General features: G+C 69.6%; 7 protein-coding genes. 3 read left to right on the top strand and 4 right to left on the bottom strand.

From position 1 onward, the window contains the following. Positions 1–21 precede the first annotated feature (21 nt). Genes drmB through ACWD5D_RS08920 form a run of 4 tightly spaced genes read right to left on the bottom strand, consistent with a single transcriptional unit; the run spans position 22 to position 11,784 of the window. Positions 22–1,884 (bottom strand): DrmB family protein, encoded by a 1,863-nt coding sequence (gene drmB, locus ACWD5D_RS08905; RefSeq protein WP_451372103.1) that lies wholly within the window; start codon positions 1,882–1,884, stop codon positions 22–24. Further along, positions 1,881–5,135 (bottom strand): helicase-related protein, encoded by a 3,255-nt coding sequence (locus tag ACWD5D_RS08910; RefSeq protein WP_451372104.1) that lies wholly within the window; start codon positions 5,133–5,135, stop codon positions 1,881–1,883. Before ACWD5D_RS08910 ends, drmB begins: the two co-directional genes overlap by 4 nt. Continuing rightward, positions 5,132–7,036, bottom strand: coding sequence for a UvrD-helicase domain-containing protein (locus ACWD5D_RS08915; protein WP_451372105.1), 1,905 nt, complete (start codon positions 7,034–7,036; stop codon positions 5,132–5,134). Before ACWD5D_RS08915 ends, ACWD5D_RS08910 begins: the two co-directional genes overlap by 4 nt. Beyond that, positions 7,033–11,784 (bottom strand): DEAD/DEAH box helicase, encoded by a 4,752-nt coding sequence (locus ACWD5D_RS08920; protein WP_451372106.1) that lies wholly within the window; start codon positions 11,782–11,784, stop codon positions 7,033–7,035. Before ACWD5D_RS08920 ends, ACWD5D_RS08915 begins: the two co-directional genes overlap by 4 nt. 787 nt (positions 11,785–12,571) lie before the next feature. On the opposite strand from ACWD5D_RS08920, the gene ACWD5D_RS08925 reads away from it, so the two are divergent. Genes ACWD5D_RS08925 through ACWD5D_RS08935 form a run of 3 tightly spaced genes read left to right on the top strand, consistent with a single transcriptional unit; the run spans position 12,572 to position 16,590 of the window. Beyond that, a complete protein-coding gene (locus tag ACWD5D_RS08925; protein ID WP_451372107.1) occupies positions 12,572–14,716 on the top strand; it encodes a helix-turn-helix domain-containing protein in 2,145 nt (714 codons plus the stop codon). 3 nt (positions 14,717–14,719) lie between these two features. After that, the gene (locus tag ACWD5D_RS08930) at positions 14,720–15,715 is read left to right on the top strand and encodes a hypothetical protein (protein ID WP_451372108.1); all 996 of its coding nucleotides are present in this window, start codon (positions 14,720–14,722) and stop codon (positions 15,713–15,715) included. Then, entirely contained in the window at positions 15,712–16,590 is an 879-nt protein-coding gene (locus ACWD5D_RS08935) for a DUF6339 family protein (protein ID WP_451372109.1), read from the top strand. Before ACWD5D_RS08930 ends, ACWD5D_RS08935 begins: the two co-directional genes overlap by 4 nt. Positions 16,591–16,596: the final 6 nt, after the last annotated feature.

Below are 16,596 nucleotides of genomic sequence, written 5' to 3' on the forward strand. Positions count from 1 at the left end.
TTCGCCAAGGTGGCTCGGACGTCAGGGATTCAGGATTCCGGCGAAGAGGCCCACTTCGGGGTCGTCAGGGGTTCCGACGAGCAACGCACGGTCCAAAAGGATGTTGTTGTGCTCGCAACTCGTCTCCGGGAGCATCACACAGGCATGGCAGGCGGCGAGGTTCGCCCCGCCGGCGCCGGACACCCCGGTCTCCATGCAGAGCGGATCGGAGGAGCACCACTCGGCACGGCGGATGGCCGAACGGACCGTGTGGTCCAGGAGTTCCGGCTCGCCCTGCGCGACAAGACCGCCGAGGCTGCCTGCCGAATCGCTCGTCGCCGTGTATATCAGTATCCCGGCCATGTCGTCGGCGGCGTACAGACGCTCACGCAGAGACGCGGCCGGGTACCCGGCGTCCAGGCTCCACTCGTTGATGAGGACGTGCGCCAGGGTGTGCAGCAGCACCATGCGTGGGGTGACGGGGGAGGGGACGGCCTGGCCTCCGTCGCCGGCCCGCTGGTCAAGGACCCGCTGGTGCGCGGTGCGTATCCGCTCCGCGCGGGCTGCCACCGCCGTGGCCTTCTCCCAGGTGCCCAGTCGGCCCTCGTCCAGGCGGAGGAAGACCCCCTCGCCCCGCACCTCCATGGCTGGGAGCCAGCGCAGGGGCGACGAGGAGAGGGGCATCTCCGTCGAATTGGTGGTCGACTCGGGGTCGGCGAGTCGGGTGAACGCCTTCAGCGCGCGCACCTCGCGAAGCTTCTTGACCAGCATCGGGCCGGTGACGCCGAGCGGGTCGAGCACGTCCGCGTCGCCCTGCGGCGTCTCGCAGATGAACTGCTCGTCGCGGGAATGCTCGCTCTCGTCGTTTCCCGAGCGGAGGCGCTCGTACTCCTTGTTGCGCAGTGCGCGATAGTGGTGGTCGAAGGAGGCCGCCGCATCACCGTCAGGGTCCTCCTCACGCTCCGCATCGAGCAGCGTCATCACCTCGTCGAGGGAAAAGGGCCACTCCTCGTCGAAGACTGCGTCGAGATAGGCCTCGACAGCCACGCGGTTGTCATACTTTCGGAGCTTCTCCCAGTGTTCGGCGAGCGGATCCGAGCGGCCGTTGCTCCACGGCGGGATGGAGAGCGCCGACTTCATCACCGGCTGCCACACGGCGGACGAACCGCGCTGCAGCGTGCGCAGGCGGCGCCCGCACTCTTGGGCGGCGGACGTACCGAGCCACGGGCGGGAACCCCGGCACATGAGACCCAGGTCCTCGAGCGCGTTCCTGCGGAAGGAGCCCTCCATGGAGACCTCGGGGGCCTGCCCGCAGGTGCAGGAGACGAGGATCGACCGGAGCGACGCCGTACGCCCGGACGAACGCAGCTTGAGTCTCCCGCCGCACCGCTCTGCCGCCGCGCCCCCGCGCCCGGTGGAGCGGTGGACCCACTGCCAATAGGGGAACTCGTCGAGGTGCCCGGCCTCGCACGCGACGACGAAGCGGGAGGGGACGAGGTCGACCTCGCACGTCCCGCAGACGCTCCGCCCCTCCGGCGGATTGAAGTCGCGGTGGCGCTGGAGGTCGGTGCACTCGGGGCAGGAGTGCATCAGCGGGAAGCGCCGGACCCGCATGCCGTCCTTGCTGTCGTCGTCGGACGCGGGCGGCAGCCTGAAATGGCCGACGCCGAGCAGGCGGGCCAGACGCCGCTCGTGGATCCGAGGGGCCTCGTCGGCTCTCCAACTGTTCTCGGCGTCATCGAGGCCCGAGACGACGAAGGACTCGTGGTCGACGGCGATGAGAGATCCGACACCGTACGTGGTGATGGCCTGGGCGCGGCGGACCGCACCACGCCTGGGCAGGTTGTGGGCGGGCGCTGCGCCGTTCGCGGCCGTGCGGCGCCGACGGGCGGGGGGCGGGGTCATCGGGTTCCCTCCATGAACAGGGCGGACTCGGCGTCGACGTCGCGCAGGCTCCACAGCGTGGACCACGCCTGGGCGTCCTCGGACTCGTCGTCGAACGACTTCAGGAGTGAGGGGGCGCGACTCCCCGGTCGGGGTTCGAAGAGCAGACCGCTGTGGACGTCGGCCTCCTCGCACCACCAGTCGACGAACTCGTCGAAGGCATCGGACACGGCGTCGGTCTCCTCGGGGGCGACCGCGCGGACACGATCCAGGAAGACGTCCTTGATACGGCCCCGGAGCACGTCCTCGTACGACTCGACGTCGCCGGCGCCCTCGTTGGGGCGGGCGGCAGGGATCAGGATGCGAGCGAGGGCGACGACCACCGCGTGCAGCCCCCGCTCGACGGCGCGGGCGGAGAACGGGGTGACGGACGTGGATTCGACCTCCCGGTAGAGCGCCGAGTGGAAGTGCTGGAAGCTCTCGTAGTGGGAACGGTCACGGGAACGGGACGAATTGAGCATGACCGCGACCAGACCGGGGTGCGCGCGGCCGACTCGGCTGGTGGCCTGGATGTACTCGGCCGTCGTCTGCGGCTGCCCCATCATCGCCATGAGGCCGAGGCGGTCCACGTCCACACCCACCGCGATCATGTTGGTGGCCAGCAGGACGTCCACGGTGTCCTCGTCAGGCAGCTTCTTCTCGATGCCCTTGAGACGGGTCGGGATCTCGCTGGCGTCGACACGGCTCGTCAGCTCCGAGTAGTTGGCGACCGAGCGGACCGCCACCGCCTCCCGATCGGCGAGCAACTCCAGGTAGGCCACCACGTCGTCGTGTACCTGGAGTTCTGCCGCCGAGAGCAGACGAAGGCTGTTGAAGTAGCCGACCAGGCTCCAGTAAGCGTCGCGCACCTCGTCCACGGTGTTCGCGTGCGCGGCCCGGTGCAGCAGCGTGGCGTAGGTGCGGATCAGCAGCGTGGACTGGCTGGTCCCGGGGGCCAGAAGGCCGACGTAGCGGCGGCTCGCCTTCTCCTCGCGGGGCGTCTCCACGGCGAACCACGAGTCGCGGGCGTCCAGACCGGCGGGCGGGAATTGTCGCACCTCGCGCGCGAAGAGATGGCGGCCCTGGTCGGCCGCGCGTCGGATGGTCGCCGTGGAGGCGATCACCTTGGGGCGACCGGCGAGCGCGTCCACGGCGGTCTCGTAGAGACCGGTGAGGGTGCCCAGCGGGCCGGAGATCAGGTGGAGTTCGTCCTGGACGACGAGCTCGGGGGGAGGGGTGCCGTCGCCTTGGTCGTCGAGGTTGAAGAGCGCGGAGGTCTGCGGGCGCCACGGCATCGAGGCGAACTTGTCGACGGTGGCGATCACCAGCGTCGGCCGCGCGTCGTACACCGCCTCGTCGACCAGATGGACGGGCAGGCCGTCGGCGAAGTCGCAGCCCGCGCCGGGACACCGGACGTACATCCGCTTGGCGTCCTCGTCCGCGTCGTAGTCGCGGGCGTCGAGGTGGGTGCCGCACCAAGGGCAGACGTGCAACTGGACGGGGTTCTCCTTGGCGAGGCGCTTGGCGAGGTTCCTACGCAGCTCGCCGAGCTTCTCGTCGGCCTTGGCCAGAGTGTTCGGAGTGGCCGAACGGCCCACCCACATGCCGACGGAGAACTCCTCGTCGCCCAATTCCGGCGTCCGGCGCCTCAGTTGCTCCATGGCGCAGAGCAGGACCGTCGCGCGCTCGAACTGCTGGAGGGTGAGCAGCCGCAGTGTGTAGCGCATGAGGACAGTGACGCCGCCGCCGTCCGCGCCCCTGCGGATGCGACGCAGGAACGACGTGAGGGCGATCAGTCCGAGGTAGGCCTCCGTCTTGCCGCCACCGGTCGGGAACCACAGCAGGTCGGAGACCTTGCGGTCGTGATGATCGGGGTCGTCGATGCCGGCCAGACACAGCAGCACGAACGCGATCTGGAAGGGACGCCAGCGGCCGGCGGTCGGGTCGGGGGCGCCGACGCGTCCGTCCTTGACCCATGCGCTGCGGGCGCGCTGGTCGGCCATGGCCTGGTTGGCGAGGCGGAACGCGAGCATCAGTTCGGGCTTGGTCCGCAGCAGGTCGATGCCCCCGCCGATCCGGTCGAGCGCCTCACGGCAGGCCGCCACCTGCTCGCGCGCGGCCTTCTCGTGGTGGCCGCCCGTCAGGGCGTCCGCCTCCACCGCCTTGCGGTCGATCCACAGTTCGTAGCCCGTGGCGAGATCCTCCAGAGCGGCCAGGATCTCGGCGTCGGGCTTCTTGGCCAGTCCCAGCATGGACAACGCCGAGCTGTCGATCTCCGGGTTGGAGTCGGTGAGCAGCACCTCCATGGTCGGCACGAACTGGCTGCGCACCTGCGCGACGGCGGCCCGAACGGTGTCGGTCATGCCGATCGGTGGCGGGGTCCAGTCCCATTCCGCGGAGCATCCGTGTCCGACGGCGAAGGTCGGGGCGTGGCGGTGCAGCAGCCGACTCGTGGCGATCTCCGGGTCGTGGGCGGAGTACGGGGCGGAACGCTCGACGAACGCGGTGGAGCCGTCGGTGGCCCGCACCGTCAGACCGCACTGGAACAGGGAGAAGGCGTCCTGGAGATCCCACTTGCCGACCCTGTTGTCGTTGACCAGCGTCACCGTGATCGTGACCGTGCCGGTGGTCGGGTCGGGCCGTCGGACGGTGACGCGCAGGACGACCCCGTCGTGCAGTTCCTGCCGCTCGTCGCCGACGGGTGTGTTGACGTCGACCTCGTGGTCCGGGAGTTCGAGTTCCCTGCGCCGCCAGTGTTCTTGCTGGTCGGAGGTGCTGCGGGCCTCGGCACGGCGAGGCTCCACCGGGTTGCCGTCGGTGTCCGTGGGCTCGTAGACGGCGGCGCGCGCGGAGACCAGGATCGATGCGCTTATGGCCGGATCGACCGCGAAGGTCAGACCCATCGAGGACGGACGCCTGTCACCCGCCCTGCCGAGGTCCGGCACGGTGCCGGACTCCTCGACATTGTCGTGGGAGAGCAGCGGTGTGTCGTCCAGACCGTCCTGTTCGGCCGCCTGCTCCCTCTTGCGTTCCTCGGCGCCCTCGTCCGCTGGGCGCGGGTACAGCACGCCGGTCAGATAGCGGTCGATCGGCGCGTCCTGGGTGAGCACCTCGTCCCGGTCTTCCGGCTCGGCGTCCGCGGCGGGGCCGAGGAGCTCACGGCGGAGCCCCACCAGGAGTTCCTCGTCTCGGACCCGGTAGTGCTCGGAGTGTCGGCCAGCCCCGTGCGTCATGCGCGCTGCTCCTTGTTGTCGTCGGCTCTCCGGTACCGGCCGATGCCGGTGATCCGAGGGTTGATCCACACGCCTCGCTCGCCGAGTCCGGCGTTGGCGCCGGCGGCGGTGCTGCCCGTCACGGTCTCCAGGGTGTCGATCCGCAGGTCGTGTATCTCGTCGGGCCACCAGGGGTCCCATGTGCTGTTCACCTTCTGCACCTGGAACAGCTCCTCGCGGAACCGCTGTGACGCCTCGCCTATCTCCCGTCCGTTGTGCACCAGGGCGTACGGCGGGCTCTGCGACTCGCCCATCGGCAGGTCGTGGCGCCTGCGCAGCACCACTTCCTGGCCGGAGCGCACCCGTTCCAGGAGATACGTCTGGGTGGCGGCGGCGTCCGTCTCGTGGTCGGGCGGGTTGTCCCGGCACACGTCGCCCGCCTCGGCGACGATCCCGTACCTGTCGTACGACCGCCACGACCCGACGTAGCGGCGGCCGTCGCGCCGATGTCCCGCCCTCCTGAAGTGCGGCAGCTCGGGAGAGGCCACGTGGTAAAGGTCGTGGCGGGCGCGCGTCATCGCCACGTAGAGGGCGCGGGCCTCGGCGGGGAGGTCCAGGTCGTCCTTGTGTCGCTTGTGGAGTTCCGCGACGGTGGGCGGGGACAGGACGATCACCCGGTCGAACTCCAGGCCCTTGGCCCGGTGCACGGTCGAGACGACGATGCGGGCGATCTCCGGGTCGGTCGCCTCGTCGGGGAACCTGCCGGCGGCGACCGCGCTGCGCAGCCGGTCCAGGTCGAGCACGCCGCGTCCGGCCCCGCGAGCCACCCGGCGCAGCGCGGTCCACAGGACCGCCGCGTTCGGCTCGTACGGCAGCGGGATCTCCGAGAGCAGGGAGCGGAACCGGTCCTCGGCGAGACCGGTGGCCTCCGTGCGGCGCAGCAACTCGGCGACCCAGTACGGCACCGGACGGTCTTCGAGCGGGCGCCGCAGCCTGTGCTCGACGCCGTGCGCGTGCAACAGCCCGGAGACCACGAGAGCCTCCCTGTTGTCGCGAGTGAGGACGGCGCAGGTGTCGGTGAGGTTCTGCAGGCCGTCTAGGGTGAACTCGTCGGTGAGGTCGCCCATGCCGTTCGCCGGGTCCAGGAGGAGGTCGCGCAGCTCGTCGTAGAGCGCTCCCGCCTCGTCCGGGTCGGTGAGCTGTTGGAGGCGGGGGCCGTGCGCGAGCGCGATCCGGGCCTCGGTGGTGGTGGCCCGGAAGTTCTGGGTGAGGCGCAGCTCCACCAGGTCGTCGGGGTACGAGAAGCGCAGCCAGTCGAAGAACCTGCCGGTCTCGTCGGCGCGTTCGCCCGGATCCGCGATCTGGAAACCGTAGACGGACTGTGCCGCGTCCCCGACGACGGTGAAGCCGCAACTGTCCTGGTACCGGTCGAGCAGCGTCTCCACCAGATCGCGGCGTGCGCCCAGCAGGTCCTGCACCTCGTCGATCACCACATGGGCCGGCGGGACGGCGTCACCGATCTCCAGCGCGCCCTTCTCGACGGCGGCGGTCGCGGCGGCGATCCGCTCGTCGAAGCCAGCCGCCGTCCAGTCGCTGTCCGGACGGGCCCGGTGGAGCACGGCGTACGCCCAGGCGTCGAAGGTCTGGGCGCGCACCCGCCGTGCGCGTTCGCCGTGCCGGGCGATCCGCTCACGCAGCTCGCGGGCGGCGGCCCGGGAGAAGGTGAGCACCAGGATCTCGGCGGCCTCCAACGCCTCCTCCGGGTCCTCGTGGCCACACAGCGCGTCGAGCCGGCGGACCAGGGTGTGCGTCTTCCCCGCCCCGGCTCCCGCCGTGACCAGGACACGCGCGTCCCAGGGCTGATCGACCACGGCCTGCTGCTCGTCGGTGAGCGGGGGGCTGGCGAGGTAGACGTCGGTCACTTGCGGCTCCAGAGATGTTCGAACTGGGTGAACGCGAGCTGGGTGTCGAAGTTGGCGATGTTGTCGCTGACGTTGAGGATCAGGCAGGTGTCCTTGCCGCCGTTCTTCTTGCCGCGCAGGCCTCGGCCGATCATCTGCTGGTAGACGTTGGTGCTGTAGACCGGGCGGGCGACCACCACAACACGGGTGGCGGGTGCATCGAACCCCTGGGTCAGCACCCCGTAGTTGGTGAGGACCCGGATGCGTCCTGCGCGGAAGTCCTCGATGCGTCGACGCCGGTCCTGCGTGCTGGTCGTCGAGTCAACGGCGGCGGCGGACACTCCCCGGTCGTTCAGCAGTGCGGCCAGGTAGTTGGCGTGGTCCACGGAGGTGGCGAAGAGCAGGGTCGGCCAGTCCTCGGGGAGGCCGGCCACCTCGTCGACGATCCGACGGCTGCGCGCGTGGTCCTCCGCGAGGCGCTGCTCGGCGGAGCGGGAGAGCATGGCCATGCGCTCGGCCTGCGCTTTCTCGTCGCGGGTCAGCTCGATGCTGCCGCCCTCGAGGGTGCGGTGCTCCACCTGTGCGAGCATCCCCCATTCCTGGAGGTCCCGGTACGGATCGCCGGACGGGAACACACCCTCGTCGAGGCGTCGCCGGCCGAAGCGGCCGGCCAGCCGCCTGGTCTCCTCCTCGTTGGTGTTGCGGTACGGGGTGGCGGTCAGACCGAGCAGATGACGACGGGTCTCGTACTGGGTGAGCCCCAACTTCCCCAGGATGTCGGTGTATCGCGGGGAGATGGCCGTGTGGGCCTCGTCCACGATGACCAGGGAGGCCTCCAGCAGCCACTCGTACTGTTCGGTGCCCAGGCACCGCTCCAGCTTGGCGTCCGTTGCCACGACCAGATGCGGGTGTCCTTCGACGTCGCCGACCTCGTTGCCGCTCCACAGGCGGCTGATGGTGAGGGGCCGCTCCGCCCCCACCTTGCTCCACACGAACTTCCAGCTCTGCACGGCTTGCTCGCACAGCTCCTCGGTCTGCGCGATCCACAGCAGCGGTCCCTGTAGCTCGCCGACCCGCTTCACCCAGCGGATCACGGCCTCGGCGGTGACGCGCGTCTTGCCGGCGCCGGTGGGCAGGGACAGCATGGCGCGTTGCGGGACCAGGCGATCGAGCAACGTGGTGATGTTGCGGACCAGGTCCTCTTGGTACTCGTGGAGCCCGGGGAAGTCCCGCGGGCCGTCGATCGTCTCGAACACCGGCGGCGAAGGCGCCCGGGAGCCGGCGAAGGTCACCGGCAGTCCGAGGCTCGACACGAAGGCGATGGCGGTCGACGCACCTCCGTACCCGACCGGCGCGTGGGGAAATTTGGCCTGGATGTCCCGGGCATGATGGTGGAGCACCCTGTCGCCGCGTGCGTTGAAGGCCATCTGCGCGATCCGGTGCCCGGACGGCTCCTCCCCGCCGGTCGCCTCCAGTTCGGCCTCCATCAGCCCTTCAGGGAGACCGGACCGCAGGGCCTCGGCACCGATCAGCAGCTCGATCTTGGTGACCACGTCCTCGGTGTCGCGCACGGCCTTCAGAGCGGCCTTCGTCGCACTGTCCCGCGCCATCTGCTCCTGTCGTTCCAGGACGGTCCGGCAGCCGTCCGTGCCCAGTCCGAGTTCCAGCTCGCGGTCGATCAGGCGGAGCATCGGCTCGGGCTCCAGGGGGACGCGGACCTTGACGGTGGTGCCCTGGCGTACCGCGTCCAGAGGGCGGGTCTTCGCCGCGTTCGGGGTCCGGGTCACCTCTTCCAGCTCCGTGCACCGCTGCACCACGGCGTTCCGGTTGCCACTGCTGAGCCGCTGGCGCAGGGCGGGATACAGCTCCATGAGCGGGACCGGGTCGCCGTCCGGGACCTCGCGGGTCTCCCGGGTGATGGCCTCGGCGTAGCGCTTCATGCTCCACTTCTCGACCATCAGCTCGGCGTCCTCGGCGGTCGCCACGAGCAGGGCGGGAAGCTGTTCCGCGCGCAGTGCCCGGTACTCGGTCGTGCCGACGGCGACGGTGATCTCGTCGTCGGGTCGGGTGCCCCAGGCGTCGCCGATCCGGCAGCGGGTCAGCGCGTCCTCGGGGAAGTCCGCCTCGAACCGGGTGAGCATCACGTAGGTGTTGCCGACGAAGGCGTCGTCCTCGCTCAGGGTCACCTCCGAGAGGAGCGTCTCCCAGTGTGCGGCCGGGACCTCGTCGACCGTGACGGGCAGGCGCAGCTTGCGCGCCTTCTCGGGCGAGATGTCGGCGACCGGCAGCACGTCGCGGTAGGCGGCGAGCTGGGGGCCGACCGCCTCGCCCAGCGGCTTGACGCCCTGGGAGGTGGAGACCGTTCCGTACTTCCTGAGCATCCAGCGGATCGGCGACATCACGGCCTGCCGGGTGCTCGACTGCACGCCGATCTGGCGCGTCCAGTTGTCCACCACGGCGTCGTCAGGCAACGCCTTCAGGAAGGCCGCTCGGGACTCCTCGGAGAGCGACCGGAAGAGGTGTAGCGGGCCGCCGATCGCGGAACCCTCCACCTTCATGCGGTTGAGGGCCGGGCGGGGAGCCCGCTGGTCCAGGCTCCGCAGATAGGCCGCGTGGACCGCTTCCCGGTACTCCTCGAACCAGCTCTCGCCCTCCGGGCGCACCGAGCTCGACGGTCGTTCTCGCAGGCCGATCTCCCGGAAGAAGGCGAGGTCGTCGGAGTGGAAACCCATATCGACGGCGATGCCCGGGTCGCGTCGTGCGTCGACCACCGCGCCCGGCAGCATGCAGTCGCGCACCGGGCGGAACTTCCCGTCCACGGTCCGCACGCACAGAGTCTCGCCGACGTTCGGCACGTGCTGGAGCACGGTGTGGGTCAGCCTGCGCCCGCCGGCCTGGCGGAACAGGTCCCAGAAGCGCGCCCATTCGGCGTTCCCGTAGCCGTGGAACCCCTGGTCGAGCACGCTGATGAACCGGCCCTCGACGTCCGCCTCACGGATGCCGAGCAGGTTGAGGGCCGAGGCGAGTGCCGGGTCCCGGGCGATTTCGCCGACCACGTACACCAGGGACTCGCGCAGCCCGTCCTCGTCGGCACGGCGGAACACCTGCCCGGGGACGGGAGGGACGAGGCCGTGCTCCTCCGTGAGCACGATCTTCGCCTTGCGGGCCTCGTCGGCGTACGGCGACCGGGTCTCGATCATGTCGGCGACGATGCGGATTGCGGTCGCGGACGCCTCGGCGGTGCCGCACTCGACGAGGGCCTCCAGCCATGCGCGCACGTCGGACCGCTTGTGGCCGGCCGCACCGAGAATGTGCTCGACCTTTCCCGAACGCAGCGGGTCGACCTCGGCGTTCGGGTGCAGCCAGTCAGAGGGGCGGCCGGGGGTCTCGTGCCACATGCGCAGCCAGCCGGAGTGCCGGTCCTTGTCGAGACGCGGCGGGACGCACAGCTCGGTCGGGACGCGCAGTACGCCCTCCTGGTCGGGAAGGGACGGGCGGACAGCTGTCCGTTCCCAGATCTCCCGGGTCAGGAACTCGTCCGCCCAGCTGATCGCCTCCTTCACACGGCCGGGAAGCAGCGGGAGGTACGCGGCGGGGTCCTCGGCGGGGGCCAGACCGGGCAGGGAGTCGACCACCAGGGACGCCGAGACCTTGACCATCTCCTCGTTGAACGCGGAGGAGTCGAGCAGGTTCTGACGGTCCTCGTTGGTCTTCCAGGCGCCGTTGAGGATGCCACTCAGGGACATCTCGTACTTGGTGGGGAAGAAGGACCAGAAGCGTCCCCGCCCCCGCGACTGCGGACTGACGCGGAGCCCGGTCTTCTCGTCCTTCTCCAGCGCGGGCACCGCCCAGGCGAGGTCCAAGGCGAGCCGGTCGTGCAGTTCCCCGGCGTCGGCCCGGGCCGCGGGGCCCGGCTCGTGCGTGGTGGAGAAGACCCGCCAGTGGGCACTGACGGTCGGCCTCCCCGTCCGCTCCTCCACCACGGTGTGCAGATTCCCCGAGCGCTCGGCGGTCAGCACTCGACGGACGGCCGGGCGGGGCCGGCGGTCCTCGAGGACGACCTTCGTCACGTGCGGGGAGAGCAACTGGAATCCGAGTGGGAACTCCTCGCGGGCCGCCCCGGCGGCCGTCCGCCCGCCGTGCATGTCCAGCGCCAGCTTGCCGGCGGCACCGTGGAGCAGTGGCAGGCGGACCACGGTGGTGGCCCAGTCGAGCAGCTCGTCGAGGACGGAGTCCTGGGCGCGCTCGACGGCCGCGTCGAGGGGGCGGGCCATCCGCAGCACCGGCGCCTCGAACTGGTCGCCCAGGTGCTCCAGGACACCGGGGACCGACCGGATCTTCTCCAGCGCCCATTCGCGGTCGAATCCGAAGTCGCCGGTTCTGCTGAAGAACTGCGGAGTGTCGGTGACGACCAGAACGGATTTCACGCCCACGCCGAATCGGCCGATCTGACCGCCTCGCTTGCGCGACATGCTCATTCGGAGAATGGTTTCCGCGCCCACGGGAGTGACCGGGGATCCCTCGTTGGCGCAGTAGAGATGTGTCTCGGTGAGAACGACGTGGACGCTCCCTCCGGGCTCATTCGCGATCTCGTCAGCGGCGTTCTGCACGAGTTCGAAGAGCTGGCGGTCGCCGTATCCGCCCTGAGTGATGCGGCGCTCACCGTTGGCGTGCTCGGGAATGAGACCGGGGTCGACCTCGTACGTCTGCAGGACGCGAGAGGACTGTTCGAGGACGGTGCGGATGACCGACGCTGAGGAATCGGACATTGCTTCTTCACGGCTCCTGCGATAGATAGCACGACGAAACACGTACGAGAGGGTCGGGCGTGGAGCGGTCCAAGCCTGTTCGACCTGGGGGACGTGGAGCGGCGAACTCATGCCCTCGCCGATCGTGCGTCGAGGGGCATCGGCTGTCGCTGATCAGTCGTCGTGGGGGCGACGGGTCCGGAACGGGGCTCGAAGAGCTCTTCGAATTCCTCGACCGTCGTACCGGACGAGTCGGGAGTCTGCTTTATCTCCGTTCGGAGCTGGCTAAATCGGGCTGTGAGTGACGGAGTTGATCGCACACATCGAATGAGGGGTGCACTGGTGCAGGGATTCCGCCACCTCGGGAGGGTGCTTCATGGATTTCGCGTCCCCGGTTCTTGTTGAGGATCCCCGTTCTGTAAGCGCGCTCGGGGTCGTTGAAAATGCAAGAGGGTACAACTCACCCGTCGTCACACGGGAGTTCCCGAGTGAGGCGGACACTTTCCGCTGCCGTGATCCTAGGGCGTGTCACCCGTTTGGGCTACCCCAATTTCGTTGCGGGTTACCGGAGTTGGCTGCTCCTATTTGCGATTGGGTTTACATCCGAGAACTTTCGGTCGATCCGCGACTTGTCGTTGAGGCGGCAAGCTTGGAGGTAGCTCTCGAGTCGGACTTATTGGGCAGGTCGGATGGGCGTCGATCGCGCTCGATCGCGCTGCGTCAAGCGTCAGTTGACGTTTGCCCTTGTGTCAAATTAGCCTGTCCATGACTGTGGCACAACGACATACGGCAGAGAGCGGGAGGCCCTATGGAGGTCGGTGAGGAGTTCGGGCCCTGGTTGTCCCGTCAGCTCAAGCTGGCGAACAAGACGCAGGCGGAGCTGGCGGAGGAACTGGGGCTGACTCGCGCCGCCGTCTCGGCGTGGATCACCAAGCGCTCTGTCCCGCGCCCCACCGTCATGGGTGAGATCGCCAAGGCGCTCGGAACCGACCTGGGCACCGTGCACACCCGTACCACCGACACGCAGGCTGGCCTGCCGGTGACCTGGTACCACCGGCCCGGGTACCAGGACGGAGGACGCGACGGCGGAAACGCCGCGGCCTTCGCCTTCGACGCGGACGTCCAAGTCCTCGCGCGCGAGACCTGCCAGAACAGTCTCGACGAGCGCCTCGTGGAGAACGGACGACCTGTCCGGGTGCGCTACACACTCCACGAACTCACCGGCGAGAAGCTGGAGGCGTTCCGCGCCGCTGTCCTCTGGGACGAACTCCGCCCCCACTACTCGGCGGTCTCCGAGTCCGCTGCCGATCAGAAGGTCGGCCGCGTCGTGGACGCGGGCGTGCGCGACATGTTGGAGAAGGGGCGCCTGGTCCTCCTCCGGGTCGACGACTACAACGCCTCCGGCCTCACCGGCGACGACTACGACGACGGCAAGTTCGCTGCCGTCGTCCGCAGGCAGTTGGAGAGCCTCAAGACAGGGCGAAGCGCAGGCGGTTCGTACGGACTCGGCAAGGCGACGCTCTGGGCCACCAGCGCGCTGGGCATGGTGCTCATCAACTCCACGCTCTCCGTCCCGCACGAGGGTCGCACCGAGCGCCGCGTCATCGGACGGCTGGAGCTGCCGTGGCGTTCCGTCGACGGCACCCCGTACGCGGGCCCCGCCTGGTTGGGGCGCCCCGACCCCGAGACGCCCAACGCGGAGGTGGTCCGGTCCTGGTGGGCCGACGAGAAGACGGTCGAACGCCTCTATCTCACTCGCGACAACGACGAGCCGGGCACGTCTTTCCTCATCGTCGGCGCCCACGACGTGGCGAGCCTCGAGCAGGGCGGAACCGACTCGGACGACGACGAAGGGAACTCGAGCGACGGTGACGGGATCCGCGACATCCGCGTCATGCATCGACGTCTGGTCGAGGCGCTTGGCCGGGACTTCTGGGCGGCCATGACTGGAGGCGGCAGCAGGCTTCCACTGTTGGAGACCTCGGTGCGCACGTATCGCAACGGCGAGGTCGTCGTGGAGGAGGAGACGGTCGACCCCATGGACACCCAGCCCGCGCGCAGCCGGGCGCTGCGCGCGTTCTACGAAGGGAAGACCGTGGACCGGCTCACCGAGGTCGGCCAGGTGGCCCTCCGTACCGTTCCGCTACGGCTCCCCCTGTCCGGCGGGCGCACGGGCACGCTCGGCACGCACCAGGGAGTACTCCTGGTCACGGAGGCTGAGGACAAGGACGGGGTGCCGAACCAGGTCCACTCGCTGCGCGGCAACCGGATGACCGTCAAGAAGTCGACCGTCCACGGTCTGCCCCTGGGCGTCACTCAGTTCCAGGCCGTTCTCCTGGTGGGTCACGCGGCGGGGGAGTCGGATCCCTTCGCAGGGGAGGCCGAGGAGTTCCTACGGGCCGCCGAGCCCCCCGAGCACGACCGATGGGGCCAGACCGAGGAGTTGACCCTCCGCTGGTCGCACAGCGCCCACAACCGGATCTCCCGACTCACCACCGAGGTCAATGCAGCCGTCAAGGAGTTGGTGGTCCGGCCGAAGCGCCCCGGCTCCGAGGAGAGTGCCAAGCTGCGCAAGAAGCTCACGGTCGCGCGCAAGACCGCCGCGCCCAAACGGGGGTCCGGGCCGACCGTGCCGGAACTGGTCGAGCTGGACGCCGAGATCGGCGAGAACAGGGAGTGGCGGATCACCGCGGAGGTGAAACTTCCACGCGCCGACGAACTGCCCGCGATGACCCCCGTGGTCCTCCTCGACGTCCGCTCGGGCGGCAGGCCCAGACTCGACTGGGCCGAACTCGTCGCCGTGGAGGGCTGTGAGGTGGAGGGAGGCGTACTGCACTTCGAGCAAGGCGCCCGCAAGGCGGTGTTCCGCGGGGCCACCGATCCCACCAGCCATCCGGTCCGCACTGAACTCACGCGACTCGCGCTCGAACTCCGTGCCGGTTCAGGGGAGTGAGGCATGAAGTTCTATCCGTACAAGCGACTCAACCGCCCGGTCGGTCTCAGGGTGACCTCGGTCTCGCTCAGGCTGCCCGACCGTACCCGTGACCACCTGGATACCTCTGCGTTCTCGACGCCGCAGAGGACCGTCGCCCTGGGCGTGGCACAGCACGAGGACTGGCTGTCCGCCAGGATCGGCCTGTCCGCCACCCTGCCCCCCGGCGCAACCGACCCCGACGCCCCGTGGAGCGATCTGCGGGTCCTCGCGGTGCTCACCGACGGCGACACCAATGTCCGCACCACGGCCGAACTTCGCCAGGACGCCCCGGACAGCAAGGAGTGGTCCGGCACGATCGAGGTGCGCCGCGACGACCACGTCGGCCGTGCCGATCTGGCGGTCCATGCGGTCGCCACCCTGGATGGGGTGCGGGGCCGGGCGATCACGGAGACCGACTCCGACTGGACGATCGACACGACCGCCGAGGAACCGCTCGGCGGACTGCGCCTCGACGTGAGGCAGACGAGCTTCAGCAAGAGCGCGCGGGAATGGCTGCGCCCCTACGCCGACGCCCCCTGGGTCGTCGACGCCTCGGGCCGGCTCCCGCTGGTGATGGTCAACACCGACGTCGAGGGGTTCTCCGACCTTCTCGGCGGCGAGACCGGCGGGATGGAGAACAAGGTCCACGAGCTGCTGCTCTCACAGATGGCCACCGACGTGTGGACGGCCGTCTTCCACAGCGCGGTCGGTGACCTGGAGATCGAGCCCGACGGCTCGCCCGTGTTCCCCACCGACTGGAGGGGGGAGGTGCTGCGGGAGATGCTCCCCGACGTGGTGCCCGGCCTCCGTGCCGAGGACGCGCTGCGCCAGGTCCACCGGCGGCGGACCGGCGACGCGGGATGGGTGGAACTCCAGACCCGCGTCCACTACGCCGCCGTGCGTCGTGCCGGTGCGCGTCAGTCGCTCGCCAACGTCCTGCGCGCGCTTCAGCAGATCAACCGAGAGGACCGGCCGTGATCGAGCAGCCGCACCACCACCCCGAGCGACTCGGTCTGCTCTCCGCCACGGCCGCCGACCCCTTCCTCACCGAGGATCTGCTCCGGGGGATCCAGGGGCACGGGGGCGTGGACCTGGCGAAGGTCGTCGTGCCCCTCCCGGAGGACGACCCCCGATGGCGGGTGGAACCCCTCCGGGAACTGATCGACGACGCATTGCACCAGTTCAAGGAGAACCGGACGGAGGCCGACGCCTGGTTGGCACCCCGTCTGCACGCGGCTCTCCGCCTGACTCGGAGGGAAGCCGCCGACCGGCGGATCTGGAACCACCTCGCGCTCGGTGTCGCCCCGGACTACGTGGTGTGGCGGCATCTCTCCGCGCCTTCGGCAAAGACTCCCGAGCCTCGTGTCGACCCGGCCCGTTTCAAGGGCGCCCCCGACCGGCAGTGCTTCTCACGTCTTTGGTGGGCGGCCGAACTGTTCCGCAACGGCGGGGACTACGCCCCAGTGGTGCTTGCCTGCTCCAATCAGGATCTGATCCACACCGTGATGCGGTCGGACCTGGTCGACCACCGCCCCACGGCCCAGGCGTTGGTCCGTGTCCTCCAGAGCGGCATCGCCACCACCGGCCGAGAGGTCAACGGCCTCATGGCTGCGATCAACACGGCCGGTGCCACCTTGGTCTACGACGCGATGGCCGCCGACGAGTGGCGGGATCCCGAAGATCTGCGCCGCTGGATCGACGAGGCCGAGACGGCTCCCCCGGTGCCCCGCCACGAGTTGCCGACGGGGCCGGAGGAGGAGCCCGTTCCCGAGGAGTCCGTGGAGACGCTGACCAAGTATTTCGCCGACCTCTTCGAGACGGCACCGGTCCGAGGGCGGGCGCCGCAGGGGTGAGCCGGA

The sequence above is a fragment of the Streptomyces sp. NPDC002520 genome, assembly GCF_053595235.1.

Bases quoted from the DNA above. Each gene is read 5' to 3' on its own strand.
- drmB (WP_451372103.1), bottom strand. From the start codon at position 1,884: ATGACCCCGCCCCCCGCCCGTCGGCGCCGCACGGCCGCGAACGGCGCA.
- ACWD5D_RS08910 (WP_451372104.1), bottom strand. From the start codon at position 5,135: ATGACGCACGGGGCTGGCCGACACTCCGAGCACTACCGGGTCCGAGAC.
- ACWD5D_RS08920 (WP_451372106.1), bottom strand. From the start codon at position 11,784: ATGTCCGATTCCTCAGCGTCGGTCATCCGCACCGTCCTCGAACAGTCC.
- ACWD5D_RS08925 (WP_451372107.1), top strand. From the start codon at position 12,572: ATGGAGGTCGGTGAGGAGTTCGGGCCCTGGTTGTCCCGTCAGCTCAAG.
- ACWD5D_RS08930 (WP_451372108.1), top strand. From the start codon at position 14,720: ATGAAGTTCTATCCGTACAAGCGACTCAACCGCCCGGTCGGTCTCAGG.